The sequence below is a fragment of the Chroococcidiopsis sp. genome (genome assembly GCF_051657925.1).
In the GTDB taxonomy this organism is placed as follows: Bacteria; Cyanobacteriota; Cyanobacteriia; order Cyanobacteriales; family Chroococcidiopsidaceae; genus Chroococcidiopsis.
Genome location: NZ_JBOFLP010000149.1, coordinates 1 through 15,273, shown reverse-complemented (window position 1 = coordinate 15,273; position 15,273 = coordinate 1). Strand labels below are relative to the sequence as shown.

The following is a 15,273-nucleotide window of genomic DNA, read 5'->3' as shown; positions in this document are numbered from 1 at the left end:
CTTATCTGTCGAATTGCAACTGTTCCTTCTGCAATCAAAAGGATAAAAAAAGGAATTAAAAAGATAACTAGCCTACCGCTAAATGGATATTTTTGTAAATAAGCTGCGAAAAAAGTTACTAAGATGGGAGCTAACAATATCAGTAAAATTGCTCTGTTTTGAATCCAAAGTGAGATACAACCAGATAAGAACGCCAGAATAGAAATTCCCAGAAAAATATCGGGAAGTCCTAACGGAATGTGAAAAAATTCTACAAAAGCATTAAACAACCAGCCGAAATCCCAAACAGATGTAGGAAATGTACCGCGTCCCGCCCAAGATTTAAATAAAGATTGATTGCTGGCTATATTGCGTAATGAAATAAAGTAGAAAAGACCAAAACTAACTATCCAAATAGAATAGATAGCTAACAGCTTTAAACTAAATAAAAACTTTTGTTGAAATAAACTTATGAATAAATAGCTCGTCCCTATCCCAGCTAAGACAAAGACAGCGGGGTGAGAAAACCAAACTGCAACAGCGCCGATAAAGCCAAACTTTAAGATTTGTCTTAGTTTAATTTGCTGTCGTTCTATGCCAATTAAAATAAAATATAGTATGACTGCGATCGCCACATCGCTAGAATATTGTTTCGTTTCTGTAGCAAACTGAAGCCAAATATGTACGGTGGAAAACAAAGTAAGAGCGATAATCGCAGCTTGACGAGATTGTAAGCATTTTTTAGCTAATTTATAAAAAACAAATAAACTGGCGATCGCGGCTAAAAAAGGAAATAATCTCAAAGCATATTCGTTGTTTCCAAACACCTGCACCGCTAATTTTTCTACCATCAAAAAGCCAATGGGTGCGCCTTGGTTGTAATCTAAAGGCTGGAGCAATTCTAAATACGAGCGATTGATAATATTTAACGCTAGTGCGGCTTCGTCATTCCACAAAGAACGATTAAATACATATTGAACTAGCCGTACCAAAATACCAAAGCCAATAATTGTATATGGCAGCTTTTGAGGAGAAAATAGAGAAAAAATAGCCTTTTTACTAAAAGAAGATTTTTGCAATTGAAATACACCGTGCATAGAATTGCTTGAGGTGGATATTAATGAGTTAAGCGATAAACAATTGCCTTACCTGCAAACTGAGGTAAAGCCAGCATCCGCCGCCAGCGCCAGGGTTCTTGATAGAGACGGTAAAGCCATTCCAAATTATTATTTGCCAACCATGCAGGCGCTCTTGATTTCGTTCCTGCCCAAATATCAAAGCTACCACCAACACCAATCCAAGTTGCATTAGGACATAAATAACGATTTTGTGCAATCCATAATTCTTGACGTGGCACTCCCAAACCCACCAAAATCAATTGAGGTTGGAGTTGACTGAGGGTTTGCTGAAATTGTTCCGCCTCTTCTGGGGAAATGTATCCGTGCTGCGTACCAACAATCTTTAAATCTGGGACTTTTTGTCGCCACATCTCGGCGGCTTTGGCTGCTACTCCAGGCGCACCACCATAGAAAAATACCCGCGCCTCCGTATTCTGCAACAGAGACTCTGCCAATTCAATCCCAGGACATCGCTGTACCTGTTGGTGAAATAGTAATTTTAGGTAGAGTACCACCCCCGCACCATCGGGAATCACCAACTCTGCTTGCTGGATAGCGTTGCTTAAAGCAGGGTTTTGTTCGGCTTGCATACTCATTTCAGCATTAAGCGTTACGACATGAGTACCGAGTTGCTGCTGGATGCGCGATCGCAACCAAGCCGTATAATCATCGATGAGATGGACTGGTAGCCCCATTACCAAGAAAGGCTTCACGACCGCACTCATAACCTTACCCCAATCCCCCGCGAAAAACTCTTTAGCAAGGCTACCTTATTTGTGGACGAGAGGCTAGTAAGCGAATGAATAGCAAAGACAGCCGGAAAATCGTTAAAATCGTCAACGGACTCTTTCGCCTTGCCCTCATGAATTACCGTCCCGATGCAAAGATTGAAGTCACTGAATCCGCAAACGGGCATCATGCAGATACTTCCAACCCCAATAGCCAAAATACTATCCGCATTCGCGGCGCAAGACAGCATAATCTCAAAAATATTAGCTTAGAAATACCCCGCGATCGCCTGATCGTGTTTACGGGGGTTTCCGGTTCTGGTAAGTCTTCCCTCGCCTTCGATACCATCTTTGCAGAAGGACAGCGACGCTACGTAGAGTCTCTCAGCGCCTATGCAAGACAATTTTTAGGACAAGTCGATAAGCCAGATGTGGAAGCAATTGAGGGCTTGAGTCCGGCAATTTCCATCGATCAAAAATCGACTTCCCACAACCCCCGTTCTACGGTAGGGACGGTAACGGAAATTTACGACTACCTGCGTCTATTATACGGACGAGCAGGTAAACCTCATTGCCCGATCTGCGATCGCTCGATTGCGCCTCAAACAATCGATGAAATGTGCGATCGCATCATGGAATTACCCGATAGAACTAAATTTCAAATCTTAGCACCCGTCGTGCGGGGTAAAAAAGGGACGCACAAAAAATTACTCTCCAGTCTAGCTTCGGAAGGATTCGTCCGCGTCCGCATTAATGGCGAAGTGCGGGAACTCAGTGATTCGATTGAATTGGATAAAAATCAAGCGCACAATATTGAAGTTGTAATTGACCGCTTGATTAAAAAGCCAGGGATGGAAGAGAGATTGACTGACTCCCTCACCACCTGTCTGCGGCGTTCGGAAGGGATTGCTGTCATCGATTTATTGGATGTGGAAGAGGGGCGAGGAGCTAGGAGTGAGGAGCAAGGGGGTAAGATATTAATTCATCCCACTTTACAGGCAAAAGTGGCAGAAGGGGCGAGTGCCTACCAAGTCGAAGAGAAGGATAGGGGAAGGGAAAAAGAATTATTATTTTCCGAAAACTTCGCCTGTCCCGAACACGGCGGGGTAATGGAAGAGTTATCGCCGCGTCTATTTTCTTTCAACTCTCCCTATGGCGCTTGTCCTCACTGTCACGGCTTGGGGAGTATGCAAACTTTCTCACCTGAATTAGTCGTACCCGATCCGAGTCAATCGGTCTATGCCGCGATCGCCCCTTGGTCGGAAAAGGATAACTCATATTACCTTGCTTTACTCTACAGCTTAGGGAAAGCTTTTGGATTTGAAATTCAAACCCGCTGGAACCAGCTAACTTCAGAACAGCAGCAGACAATTTTATACGGTAGCGACCAACCCGTTTGGATTGAAGAACGTAAAGATTATCGGCGTTACGCTGGGGTTATCCCCATCCTCCAGCGCCAGTTTGATGAAGCAAGTTCTGAATTAATCAAACAAAAGTTAGAACAGTATGTCGTGCAACAACCTTGTCCTGTATGTCATGGCAAGCGATTGAAACCAGAAGCCTTAGCCGTGCGTTTGGGACAATATCACATCCTCGATCTTACCAGCGTCTCAATTCGAGAATGCCATCAGAGAATTGGTAGTATTACACTGAGCGATCGCCAAATGCAAATTGCCGATTTGGTGTTGCGCGAAATCAAAGCCAGATTGCAATTTCTTCTCGATGTCGGTTTAGATTACCTCACCTTAGACCGTCCCGCCATGACGCTTTCCGGGGGAGAAGCCCAACGCATCCGCCTCGCTACCCAAATCGGTTCCGGTTTGACAGGAGTACTCTACGTCCTTGACGAACCCAGCATCGGCTTGCACCAACGGGATAACGGGCGCTTGCTGCAAACTTTAACCAGACTGCGAGACTTGGGCAATACATTAATTGTCGTCGAACATGATGAAGAAACCATCCGCGCCGCCGATCATTTAGTAGATATTGGTGTAGGGGCGGGAGTCCACGGAGGAAATATTGTCGCCCAAGGGAATTTACAAGCTTTACTCGCTGCACCGGAATCTTTAACTGGGGCATATTTATCGGGAAGGCGAGTGATTCAAACTCCCGCCCAACGCCGGGAGGGAAACGGACGAGAGTTAGTGATTAAAAATGCCTTCCGCAACAACCTGAAAAATATCGACGTAGAAATCCCTTTAGGAAAACTCGTTTCGATTACGGGAGTATCCGGTTCGGGCAAATCTACCTTAATTAACGAATTACTCTACCCAGCTTTACAACATCACCTGACGCGCAAAGTTCCCTTTCCGAAAGATTTGCAGGAAATGAAGGGCTTAAATGCAGTTGATAAAGCGATCGTGATCGATCAATCTCCCATCGGACGCACTCCCCGTTCTAACCCAGCTACATACACGGGTGTTTTCGATGCGATTCGAGAAGTATTTTCCCAAACTATCGAAGCAAAAGCTAGGGGTTATAAACCAGGGCAATTCTCCTTTAACGTCAAAGGAGGGCGCTGCGAAGCTTGTGGCGGACAAGGCGTAAACGTGATTGAAATGAATTTTCTCCCCGACGTTTACGTACAATGCGAAATTTGCAAAGGGGCACGATATAACCGCGAAACTCTCCAAGTCAAGTATAAAGATAAATCGATCGCCGATGTTTTAAACATGACTGTAGAAGAGGGCGTAGATTTCTTTCAAAATATTCCCAAAGCATTTAATAAACTACAAACTTTACTTGACGTTGGCTTGGGATATATGCACTTGGGGCAACCTGCAACTACTTTATCGGGGGGAGAGGCACAGCGGGTTAAACTTGCCTCGGAATTATCGCGCCGCGCCACTGGAAAAACTCTGTATTTAATTGACGAACCAACAACAGGTTTATCGTTTTACGACGTGCATAAATTACTCGATGTCCTGCAAAGATTGGTAGACAAAGGTAATTCTATTATTGTCATCGAACATAACTTAGACGTGATTCGTTGTAGCGATTGGGTGATAGATTTGGGACCAGAAGGAGGAGATAAGGGAGGAGAAATTATCGCTGTCGGAACGCCAGAACTAATAGCAAAAAATCCTCGTTCTTACACGGGACAATATTTAAAGCAGGTGTTGCAACAATATCCGGCTGTTAAGGAAGTCAAAAGTTAAAGGGAGCAGGGAGCAGGGAGTAGGGAGTAGGGAACCTCGGACGTGAAAGCGCAGACTCCCAACTGTCTCTTATGCTCGCAATCTCGACCTGAAAGCAATTAAAAAATGTGAATTCATCCAGTTGCGCGATCGCCAAGAACTGCGTGATGTTAGGCTAGAAATCGAGTTAAAGACCATTCTTCTGGCTCCTCCTGCCTCGCTTCAGTATAAGTTTTGCTGAAAGATATCTTTGCCAAATCCATCAGGAGTACGATCGTGAACAAGCGTCGGCTTAATCAGAAGGAACGACAAGGTGCAGCCAGCAAAGAGCGATCGCCCGTTCAAAATCCCTTTCAAATGCAACTTCAAGGGTTACTCAAGCAGCAAAAATATCGACAGGCATTGGAGGAAATAAAAAAAATCCGACGGACAAATCCAGAGATTGAATTTACACCCTCAGAAGCCGAAATCTGGTTGCTACGAGGGCAGCAAGAATTTCAAAAAAGCGATTTCAAGCAAGCCGAAACATTCTCGCGACGGGCGTTAGAACTAGGGTTAAGTGGAGAGGCGCATTATTGGGTTAGCCGTTGTTTATTATTGCAAAACCGTCTGGACGCTGCCCTGGAGTCGATCCAAAATGCCTTCGAGCAAGAGAGTTTACCCAAAGATTATGCAATTTGTTACCTGAAACTGCTGTTGCTCAAGGGAGATACCGCAACAGTCGAGCAACTGATTGACAAACAAGCAAAACGATTTAGCGCCGCCCAACTCCACTGGGCGAGGGGAGTTTTAGCCCTGAAAGCACAGCAGCCTAATGCTGCCCTTACAGCATTTACCAAAATTAAGCGTCCGCTGACACCAGGAGACGTTCCCGATGCTTGGGTTGCCTACACTCAACAGGCTATGGAAAATTGGCAGGCAGCGAGTTCTATTCTAGGATTGCAGGTTTCCTCTATGTGGGGATTTCCTTCAGGCAAACCAAAATTTTTGCAGCAGCCGATTTTGCAAAGATTAGCAACTCTCCAGCAGGCGAAGACGGGGGAACCGCCCCTAGATCCGTCCGTGCAATCGGGAGATCCGGAATCTCAGGAAGCAGTGACGGCACTAGCAATCTTACAAATGAGCGATCGCGGCGACTACCATAACGCTGCCCATGCACTCCTCAATCTGGGGCATCGCCCGTTTCAACTACCCCAACTGAAAGCTCTCCGCCCCACCCTGTTGACGCTGGCAGGGCAACAAGCACTGATGCAAGGAGAACCGGAATGTACGGAAATTTTCTGGAAACCCGTGTTGGTAGAACAAGGCTTTAATCCTCAACTGGCGGTGAATCTGATCGCAGCGATGGATGCAAACGAATCGTATCGCGAGCAGCAACGCCTAATTACCCAATTGTTGAACTGGGTGGAAAAGGATGGGAAGCACAACCCGCAAAATTGGACTGGCGATCGCCTAAAATTAACCCTAGCAAACTTGCATTGTCGGTTGGCAGATACCTGGATGGCGATGGGGCGCTCTCGCACGGCGCTGGGTTCCCTGCAACAAGCAGAACGCATCTATCCCACGGCTCCAGAAGTCATCGGACGTAAAGGACTGGTGGCATTCACGGAGAGCAAATACGAGGAAGCAGTCAAACTCCTTTCCCAAGCGTTGGAGCAAGGCTGTCGGTATGAGGAGGTTTATGCCATGCTGCTGCGCTGCTGGGAGAAACTCGATAACCCGCAGGCGCAACTAGAAGTCCGTCGTCGTTTTGGCAAGCACTTTGGCGATCTCAACCCAGAAGCCGAGGTGGAGTTTGCGCCCTGGCTCGATGCTTTATACACTCAAAACTATAGTTTTTTTCAGCGTCTCGTCCAAACAGAAAAGAAATCCGATCCTCCCTTGCGTGCCTGCCAGCTTTTTGTCGCAGCCGTGCAAAGTCCGCCCAACTCCGGCGGACGAGTTTCCCTCGATCGAGAGGAGGCAAAGTACCAGTGGGAGGCGCTGCTAGAGGAGCTATCTGACGAGCAGCAGATCCAAACCTTACAGGCGATCGCTCTGTCGGTTCAACTGTTTGCCAAGCGAGAAAAGGGGATCGCGGCACTAATTAATCCCTATGTTGCCAGACTTGCCGAGCTTGGCAGCGCATATCCCCAAGCCAGAGAAGCCCATTTAATCGTTCTCGCAGTCAAAGAAACCAATCCCAAAAAATTGGAAGCTCCCATCCGCTCTTATCTCGACACTACGCCCCAACCAGGCAACACCCTAGCACAAATCCAGCTTCAAGTACGCCGTTTTGGTTGGTCGAGAAACCTAATTCCGGCGATCGAGGAAGCCCTGAAGCGAGAACCGCAAAACCCTCTCCTGTTGTTGGCAAGAGCTACCACCTATCCCATCACCATGCCTCAGTACGAGGAGCTAAAGCAACAGGGTTTTGAAATTGCCCGTCGGCTTCAAGATGCCAAAGCCCTGCAAGCTTTTCGCGAAGAACAGGCATTCGTTGCCTTGCGACAGACGCAGGCAGTCCTACCCGATCCAGATGACTTCAATGACTTCGATGAAAATGACATGTCGGATGTTGTAGAAGCAATGATTCGGCGAATGTTTGGGCAGAAAATTCCGAAAGCAGAGCTAGAGCGAATGCTGCCCGAATTAAAACGCCAATTGCTTAATACTATGCCCGATTTTGAGGATGACGAGGATGATGATTTTGATTTCGTTCCTCCCTTTGGTTTCGGGAAACCCAAACCACCCAAACGCGGCTTTGGTCGGTAAATGATTATGACTATGACTTCTGCCTACGATCGCCTCGGCATCTCTCCCAGTGCCACAGCTGCCGAAATCAAAGCGGCATATCATCAAAAATTACGAGAATTTCCCGCCCATACCCATCCTGAAGAATTTAAAGCGATTCGGGCTGCCTATGAAGCCATTCGCAACCCAGAAACGGCAAAAGCAGATGACGATTTCTTAAAAGTGCGCCCTCTAGAGGCAACCCTCGACCCAGAGTTAATGCAACAGCTACGAGAGCAAGCAATGGCAAGGCTTGAGCTGAGTTTGGACGACTTAATTCGGGAAACCTTTTAGTCAGGGAGTAGGGAGTAGGGAGCAGAGGGGCAGAGGGGCAGAGGAGCAGAGGAGCAGAGGAGCAGAGGAGCAGAGGAGCAGGGGAGCGATCGGGAGCACAACAATTCATGCATTCAAAATTCTCTACACCCCACACTTCCCACACTTCCCACACTTCCCACACCCCACACCCTTTCATCACGCACCACTGACTACACCCTACACCCTACACCCTACACCCTTCTTCACGCACCACACACCACTCACTCATGACTAATGACAATCGCCAAGCACTTTTCGACAAACTTTTAGACTATCTCCAGTCACCGCCGCCGCCACCGGAGTATTTAGGCGAACCACCTGAATCTGCACCAGCGTTCGACCCCTACCAGATGGTGAGCGAATGGATTGCACTGCGGCAAGAGATGAAACAGCAGGGGAAGCTACTCCAGACGGCTCAAGAGCGATTGCAGCAGGAACTAAAGGTAGCGCGATCGCAGAACGAGGAACTGCAACAACGCATAGAAACCAGCCAACAAAAAGTATCGGTGCAGTACGCTACCGAATTCGCCGTGCAGGAAAAACGGTTTGAGAAGGAGCAAGAAAACTTATTAAAAGCAATTTTGGGGGTGCTAGATGCCCTCGATCGCGCTTGCGTCCACTGGCAGGAATCTTCATCACCTGAGATGTCCCTATCGTCTCCGCCTCAGAGCTGGCGAGGAAAGCTAGGGCGTTGGCTGAGTCGCCTCGGTCAGAAGTTATCGTCCGATCCGCCAACTTCTGCCCCGACTGCTCTCATGGAAACGATTGAAAGCGATCGCCAAGGAGTAGAATTAATTCGACGGACGCTGCTAGATATTCTGAAACAACAGCAGGTAGTACCGATTGTGGCGCAAGGACAACCCTTCGATCCGCAACGAATGTACGCGATCGGTCGGCAGGAGAGTGACGAGCCAGAAAATACAGTGATTCAAGAAGTCGTGCGGGGTTATTTATGGCGCGATCGGATATTGCGGGAGACACAGGCGATCGTCTCGGCGGGAAAAGGGGGCGAGATTTCCCCCCTTTTTAAGGAGGGCTAGGGGGGATCGGTGCGTAACTCCGGTAAAATTTTTAAGATCGGCATCGATCGCTTCATTACTCACAACTAACATTTATTAATTATGGGTAGAGCAGTAGGCATCGACTTAGGTACGACTAACTCTGAAGTGGCGATCGTCGAAAACGGACAAGCACGGGTGTTAGCGGGAGAAGATGGCGACCCGATCTTGCCCTCTTGTGTCGGGTTTAGCGAAACGGGCAAGCTACTCGTCGGACGGGAAGCCTTGCGTCAGTATGCCGCAGCTCCAGAGCGGACGGTGAAATCGATTAAACGCTGGATGGGGACAGACCATAAGACAAAGTTGGGCGATCGCGAATATTCGCCCCAGGAAATCTCAGCCACGATCCTGCGGGCGCTAAAACAAAGAGCGGAGAAGGCTCTGGGCGAACCCGTGACTCAAGCAGTCATTACCGTTCCCGCCTACTTTACCGATGCCCAGCGGCAAGCAACCAAAACTGCGGGGGAAATTGCCGGATTTGAGGTGTTGCAAATTATCAACGAGCCAACAGCCGCAGCCCTAGCTTACGACTTGCGTTCTGAGGAGACGGAACGAGTCCTAGTTTACGATCTAGGCGGCGGGACTTTTGATGTCTCGGTGGTAGAAATTTCTGGAGAAGTCACGGAGGTCCTGGCAAGTCATGGCAATAACCGCCTGGGTGGAGATGACTTCGATCGCCGCCTGCAACTCCATCTGAAGCAACTATTCCGCCAGCAGCACGGGGTAGACGTACCAGACGATCCCGCCACCGATGCCCGTTTGCTTCAAGCCGCAGAAAGCGCGAAGATTCAACTTAGCTCTCATGGCTTTACCACTGTGCGAGAAGCCTTTTTGGGTAGCAAGGGCAAGACAGCATTGCACCTAGAAGCCGAGATCGCTCGTACTGACTTCGAGCAGTCGATCCGTCCGCTCGTAGAAGAAACCCTAGAAGCGATCGATCGCGCTTTAGAAGATGCCAAGTTAGAACCCAAAGACCTCGATCGCATCATTTTGGTGGGCGGTTCCACGCGCATACCCCTGATCCAACACGCGATCGAAGCACACTTGGGACAGTCTCCTACTGATGGCATTGAGCCAGATCTTTGCGTGGCATTAGGGGCATCGCTCCAAGCGGGAGTGCTAGTAGGCGAAGCCGTCGATGCGATTCTGGTCGATGTTACACCTCATTCATTGGGAATTTCGGCAGCGATCGATACCCCAATGGGAATTATGCCGGGATTCTTCAGCGTGATTATTCCCCGCAACAGTGTCATTCCTGTTTCCCGTTCCGAAGTTTACTCGACCATGAGAGACAATCAGGAAGCAGTTGAGATTGAGGTGTTTCAGGGCGAGAATCCTGCTGCTGAAGAAAATGTCCCTCTCGGTTCCTTCAAAGTGGAAAACTTGCCACTTAAATCGGCTGGTAGCGTCCAGGTAGAAGTTCACTTTGACTTTGACTTGAACGGTATCCTCACGGTGACGGCAACCGAAAAGGGGAAGGGGCAGCAAGGAAAGCTAGTCGTGAATAATACTGGGGTGCATCGCCTCTCTAGCCACGAACTCCACCAAGCACAGTTAGATTTGGAAGAGTTGTTTGAGGATGATGAAACTATTGAAGTAGATGCTACCGATTCATCCGCTGTAGTTCTAAATTCCGAACTGGCAGCCTTAATAGAACGAGCGCAGGTAGCCATAGAGCAGTTGGATGAGGATCGCGCCGCACAATTGCAGGATTTATTAGACCAGATCGAAGCCGCAGCTAGCGAGGACGATGCCGAGTTAGAAGAACTCCAGGCAGAACTGGAAGACTTTCTTTACTACGCCAACGTAGAGGCACCATAAAACACGCAATTAACCCGTAATTACAATATGCAATGAAATGCCCCGTTTGTCGCGCCACTTATCGCCCTCATGAAACTTCCTCCTGTCAACGTTGCAAAACCGATCTGTCTTCCCTGATTCAAATCCACGATCGCGCTGTTTGGCATTATCGGCAAGCTCTACAGCTTTTTACCACAGGAGATTATCTAGCGGCACAGGCGCAGAACGACCGAGCGATCGTCCTACACTCAAACAATGCTGACTTTCACGCCCTTGCAGGACAACTGCGGGCGCTTCAGGGAGATTTTCAGCAGGCGATCGTTGCTTGGAAACAAGCCCAACAACTCGAACCGTTGCATCCGGTTGCTAGCAAATGCCTGCAAATTTTGACCAGAATAGGGAACAGCGAGCAGGGAGCGGGAAGCAGGGGTGTATAGAAGAAACTTTAGTTGGGGAATACGAGTCCAAATGCAGAATCGAACTTGGCGAACGATCTGGACGTATGGTTTACTTGGCGCGATCGCAATTTTAATGCTGTTCCCTCTGTTGTGGCTGCTGAGTACGTCGCTGAAATCTCCCACAGAAAACATCTTTCAGTTTCCACCCCAATTTTTACCCAGTCAGCCGACATTGAATAACTTTACCCGCGTCTGGGAGACAAATCCTTTTGGGAGGTATTTATTTAACAGTACCTTGGTGGCACTGCTAACAGTGGGATTGAATTTATTATTTTGTGCTTTAGCAGCTTATCCCCTTGCCCGCTTGGAATTTCGCGGTAGAGAAATTATCTTTACAGCAATTGTCACCACAATTATGATTCCGTTTCAAATTGTGATGATTCCGCTGTATATTTTGACGGTACAATTAGGGATGAAAAATACCTATTTAGGAATTATTTTTCCGGCGATCGCCTCTGCTTTTGGAATATTTCTATTACGACAAGCCTTTCAAGGCGTTCCCAAGGAATTAGAAGAAGCAGCCAGAATTGATGGCTGTTCGGAATTAGGTATTTGGTGGCATGTCATGTTACCAGCGATTCGTCCCGCCCTCGTCACGCTGGCAATTTTTGTCTTCATCGGTGCTTGGAGTGACTTTCTTTGGCCTTTGATTGCGATCGATCGCCCCGAACTTTACACTTTACCTTTAGGGGTGGCAATGTTAGCAGGAACCTTCTCTTTGGATTGGCGATTAATTGCGGCTGGTTCGATAATTTCAATTGCGCCAATTTTAATTTTATTCCTATTCGTGCAACGTTACATCGTACCCACAGCAGCAGGTAGCGGCGTGAAAGGGTAATTCGGAATTCGGAATTCGGAATTCGGAATTCGGAATTCGTAGGGGCGGGTTTTCACCCAATGAATTTCCTCCTGCACGCAGATTCTTGAATAAACCCGCCCTACCCTAGCCAGAGCAATTCGGAATTTGTAGGGGCGGGTTTTCACCCAATGAATTTCCTCCTGCACGCAGATTCTTGAATAAACCCGCCCTACCCTAGCCAGAGCAATTCGGAATTCGTAGGGGCGGGTTTTCACCCAATGAATTTCCTCCTGCCCGCAGATTCTTGAATAAACCCGCCCGTATGGGAAATAAGAATTTTATGAAAATTGTTTTACCCAGTAATTTAGCAGCACAGATCGAGCCTCATTTATCCAACGACGATCGCATTGTCCGGCTCGATCTTCAAGGCAATCTAAACGGAGATCCAAGCGATGCTGAGGTGTATTTTCATGAATGGTCTTATAATGCTTTTTTCGAGCAACTATTATTACAATTACCTAATCTACGCTGGCTGCATACTGAAAGTGCAGGCATTGACCATTTATTAATCCCAACCTTAGTCTCTCGCGATCTGATAATGACAAATAGTGCTGGAGTTCATGCAATTCCCATTGCTGAATTTGTCTTAGCATATATGCTCGATCGCGCCAAATGCTTATCTAAATTTAAATTTGCCCAACAGCAATATCGTTGGTTGTCATATCCAGAAGTGGAAGCTTTAGGATTGCAAGAATTGATGGGCGCAACTGTATTAATTATCGGTGCTGGAGGTATCGGACAGGCAATTGCTACCCGCGCTCAAGCCTTTGGAATGCGCGTCTGGGGGAGTTGCTTACATCCGCGATCGCTACCTGGTTTCGATTTAGTTGTTGGGGCTGAGGAATGGCGTAAACTTTTACCAGAGGTAGATTATCTCGTCCTCGCTACGCCTTTAACGGCTCAAACTAAACATTTAATTGATGCCAATGTACTAAAATCCATGCAGGCAAGTGCTTATTTAATTAATATTGCCCGTGGCGGAATTATCGATGAGAATGCTCTCATTCACGCTCTCCAACAAGGCTGGATTGCAGGCGCGGCTTTAGATGCTTTTACTGTAGAACCACTACCACTAGACAGTCAGTTGCGATCGCTACCCAACGTCTTTATAACTCCTCACTGTAGCGGCATATCTCAACAGATGCAACAACGGGTAATAGAGTTATTTCTAGAAAATTTGGCACTTTATCAAGCTGGGAAACCTTTGCGCAACATTGTAGATAAAGCGGCTGGATATTAAACTTTGGCTTTCAAGTTCAGTTCTTGAAACGGTTTGGTAGATGCATCTAATTTCAAGCGCAGTTGGGAGTTACCATTTACTGTCAACGTATACTCTCCCTGGGATAATCCTTCTAAATAGTAAACTCCAGCGCTGTTCGTTACGGAAAATTTGCGCTGCCCAGATTTCCCTATCGCTTCTACCGTTGCACCAGCAATCGGTGTATCCTGCGTATCAGTGACAACCCCAGTGCTGGTATAGGCGGGAATCAGGGATATAAAAACAGGGGTATAAGTGGGTGTGGTGTCTCCCGTTCCCGTAGCATTGACCCTTTGTTCGATACCAGCAATATTTAATCTGCCAGGGTAGAGGCGTTGTAATCCATTTAAGACAACGGAAGTTTCGGTTTCTTCAAATGTATTTGTTGTAGGCTGAGTCAGCCAAGGCACTTGCAAAATAACTGCATATTCATTCAGATCGAATGCTATGACTGATTTGCTTATTTAAAAGCAATTGAGAAGCAACGAACTTGGTTTTTTCAAACCAAGTTCGTTGCTAAATAGAGTTGCGCGTGCGTAACTAACAACGGTAATAGTTATTTTGGTAAAACCATTGATGAATGTTGCTGCCATCAATCGCTGTTCGTTACATCTAGGTAGTTGTTTACTATCTAGCTTTTTATTTTGGGGCAGTGTTGCCCGTGCAGATATTGCTATTACTCCTATGGTCGTGGAAACAGAAGCCAAACGGGGTCAAGCACAAGGTACAATGACTGTTTATAATCAAGTCACGTTCATCACTTCTGTCGTGCCACGCATCGGTGTCACGGTCTACGTCCGTAAAGGAAATGTAACACCAAATCTCGTTGCTAGTAGCGCCAAATTTAACCCAAGATCGAATCAACTATCTGGCGAGTTGAAATGGGGTGAGGGCAAGAAAAACCACACTCCCTTTAGCGTTAGCTTGACCGTACCGCAGTAATGAAGGTTAGTCATCAAGGTGGCGTGACAGTGACGCTAGAGAGTCAAGCGATAGTTATAAGTCCCCGGCGTAAAGGCAACAGGACGCTCTACCCGCATCCGCACTTCTAAATCCGTGTTACCTGTGGGTAAGTTAGCAGTATTGTTTTGACCGTCGCTGCTTAGGCTATTTGCTCCAAAGTTCAGAAAACCTACCCGCGTCGTACCCTCTGGATCGTCTGACGCTCCTTCTACCAAACTCGGAGATAAAAGACTAATCTGAGCCGCTAGCTCTGATGGTACGCTAACGTTCAAGGTCGCTGGTGCAGTTAACTGCAATATTTTCATATTGCCCAACATTGGCTCTACAATGCCAGGGTTAACATTGCTGAATGCTACTTGAGGTGTTTCTTGAGCGATCGCTGCATAATTACTCAAGCCTACCAAAATCGATCCAGTGACAAATAATGTTAATCGGTGTAGCATTCGGCTCAGAATACGTGAGTTCAGAAAATGTGAATATCGAGCGATTTCACTCCAGCGATCGCGAGAGTGTCAACCGGGAATATGGCATTTTCAAGTTATGAGTGTCAAGGATATCGAGCCGAAATAACTTTACACTTTGCGATCGCCTCAACCTTTGGTTAAACGAATATGCTCCATAATTCGCTTCTTGCGGTCTTCTGAATTGAGTGACGGTTTAATAAAATCTCCCGTACTGCGAGATAAATGTTCCATAATCTGCCGTTGCCGATCTGATGCTTCAGCCATGAGCAAGTTAATCTCCAATGCTACTATTTTTATCAATACTTCATATTATTTTACGTAAATTCATGAATTTTGGAAATGACTACACCAACTGGCTGCGGTA

The 15,273-nt window shown here is 47.1% G+C and carries 15 protein-coding genes; 9 read left to right on the top strand and 6 right to left on the bottom strand.

Features of this window, described 5'->3' with window-relative positions:
• Both ACRC32_RS11850 and ACRC32_RS11845 read right to left on the bottom strand, forming a co-directional pair.
• Positions 1–1,076 (bottom strand): glycosyltransferase family 39 protein (locus ACRC32_RS11850; protein WP_438554145.1); only part of this gene is annotated, 1,076 nt, incomplete at its 3' end.
• Positions 1,077–1,096: 20 nt separating this feature from the next.
• Complete coding sequence (locus ACRC32_RS11845; protein WP_438554144.1) at positions 1,097–1,822, bottom strand: WecB/TagA/CpsF family glycosyltransferase; 726 nt, start codon at positions 1,820–1,822, stop codon at positions 1,097–1,099.
• Positions 1,823–1,959: 137 nt separating this feature from the next.
• Here ACRC32_RS11845 and uvrA point away from each other — a divergent pair, with 137 nt between their 5' ends.
• The 7 genes from uvrA (at position 1,960) to ACRC32_RS11810 (ending at position 12,203) form a co-directional block, all read left to right on the top strand.
• A complete protein-coding gene (uvrA, locus tag ACRC32_RS11840) occupies positions 1,960–4,983 on the top strand; it encodes an excinuclease ABC subunit UvrA (protein ID WP_438554147.1) in 3,024 nt (1,007 codons plus the stop codon).
• Between the two features lie 255 nt (positions 4,984–5,238).
• Positions 5,239–7,716 (top strand): tetratricopeptide repeat protein, encoded by a 2,478-nt coding sequence (locus tag ACRC32_RS11835; protein WP_438554143.1) that lies wholly within the window; start codon positions 5,239–5,241, stop codon positions 7,714–7,716.
• Positions 7,717–7,728: 12 nt separating this feature from the next.
• On the top strand, positions 7,729–8,028 hold the full coding sequence (locus tag ACRC32_RS11830; RefSeq protein WP_438554146.1) for a J domain-containing protein: 300 nt from the start codon (positions 7,729–7,731) through the stop codon (positions 8,026–8,028).
• 248 nt (positions 8,029–8,276) lie between these two features.
• Complete coding sequence (locus tag ACRC32_RS11825; protein WP_438554142.1) at positions 8,277–9,089, top strand: nucleotide exchange factor GrpE; 813 nt, start codon at positions 8,277–8,279, stop codon at positions 9,087–9,089.
• Between the two features lie 81 nt (positions 9,090–9,170).
• The gene (locus tag ACRC32_RS11820; RefSeq protein WP_438554141.1) at positions 9,171–10,928 is read left to right on the top strand and encodes an Hsp70 family protein; all 1,758 of its coding nucleotides are present in this window, start codon (positions 9,171–9,173) and stop codon (positions 10,926–10,928) included.
• 32 nt (positions 10,929–10,960) lie between these two features.
• Positions 10,961–11,344, top strand: coding sequence for a tetratricopeptide repeat protein (locus ACRC32_RS11815; RefSeq protein ID WP_438554140.1), 384 nt, complete (start codon positions 10,961–10,963; stop codon positions 11,342–11,344).
• Between the two features lie 31 nt (positions 11,345–11,375).
• Positions 11,376–12,203, top strand: a complete 828-nt coding sequence (locus ACRC32_RS11810) for a carbohydrate ABC transporter permease (protein WP_438554139.1) — start codon at positions 11,376–11,378, stop codon at positions 12,201–12,203.
• Here ACRC32_RS11810 and ACRC32_RS11805 read toward each other — a convergent pair.
• On the bottom strand, positions 12,161–12,439 hold the full coding sequence (locus ACRC32_RS11805; protein WP_438554138.1) for a hypothetical protein: 279 nt from the start codon (positions 12,437–12,439) through the stop codon (positions 12,161–12,163). The two genes, ACRC32_RS11810 and ACRC32_RS11805, sit on opposite strands and share 43 nt — an antisense overlap.
• A 65-nt stretch (positions 12,440–12,504) precedes the next feature.
• Between ACRC32_RS11805 and ACRC32_RS11800 the strand changes: the two genes are divergently transcribed.
• Positions 12,505–13,464 (top strand): D-2-hydroxyacid dehydrogenase, encoded by a 960-nt coding sequence (locus ACRC32_RS11800; RefSeq protein WP_438554137.1) that lies wholly within the window; start codon positions 12,505–12,507, stop codon positions 13,462–13,464.
• Here the strand turns inward: ACRC32_RS11800 and ACRC32_RS11795 are convergent.
• On the bottom strand, positions 13,461–13,892 hold the full coding sequence (locus tag ACRC32_RS11795) for a carboxypeptidase-like regulatory domain-containing protein (protein ID WP_438554136.1): 432 nt from the start codon (positions 13,890–13,892) through the stop codon (positions 13,461–13,463). The two genes, ACRC32_RS11800 and ACRC32_RS11795, sit on opposite strands and share 4 nt — an antisense overlap.
• Before the next feature lie 166 nt (positions 13,893–14,058).
• Here ACRC32_RS11795 and ACRC32_RS11790 point away from each other — a divergent pair, with 166 nt between their 5' ends.
• Positions 14,059–14,424: a hypothetical protein gene (locus ACRC32_RS11790; RefSeq protein WP_438554135.1), complete on the top strand. Its 366-nt coding sequence runs from the start codon at positions 14,059–14,061 to the stop codon at positions 14,422–14,424.
• 35 nt (positions 14,425–14,459) lie between these two features.
• On the opposite strand, the gene ACRC32_RS11785 is transcribed toward ACRC32_RS11790, so the two are convergent.
• On the bottom strand, positions 14,460–14,888 hold the full coding sequence (locus ACRC32_RS11785) for a hypothetical protein (RefSeq protein ID WP_438554134.1): 429 nt from the start codon (positions 14,886–14,888) through the stop codon (positions 14,460–14,462).
• A gap of 147 nt (positions 14,889–15,035) precedes the next feature.
• Positions 15,036–15,173: a hypothetical protein gene (locus tag ACRC32_RS11780; RefSeq protein WP_015156971.1), complete on the bottom strand. Its 138-nt coding sequence runs from the start codon at positions 15,171–15,173 to the stop codon at positions 15,036–15,038.
• Between the last annotated feature and the right edge of the window lie 100 nt (positions 15,174–15,273).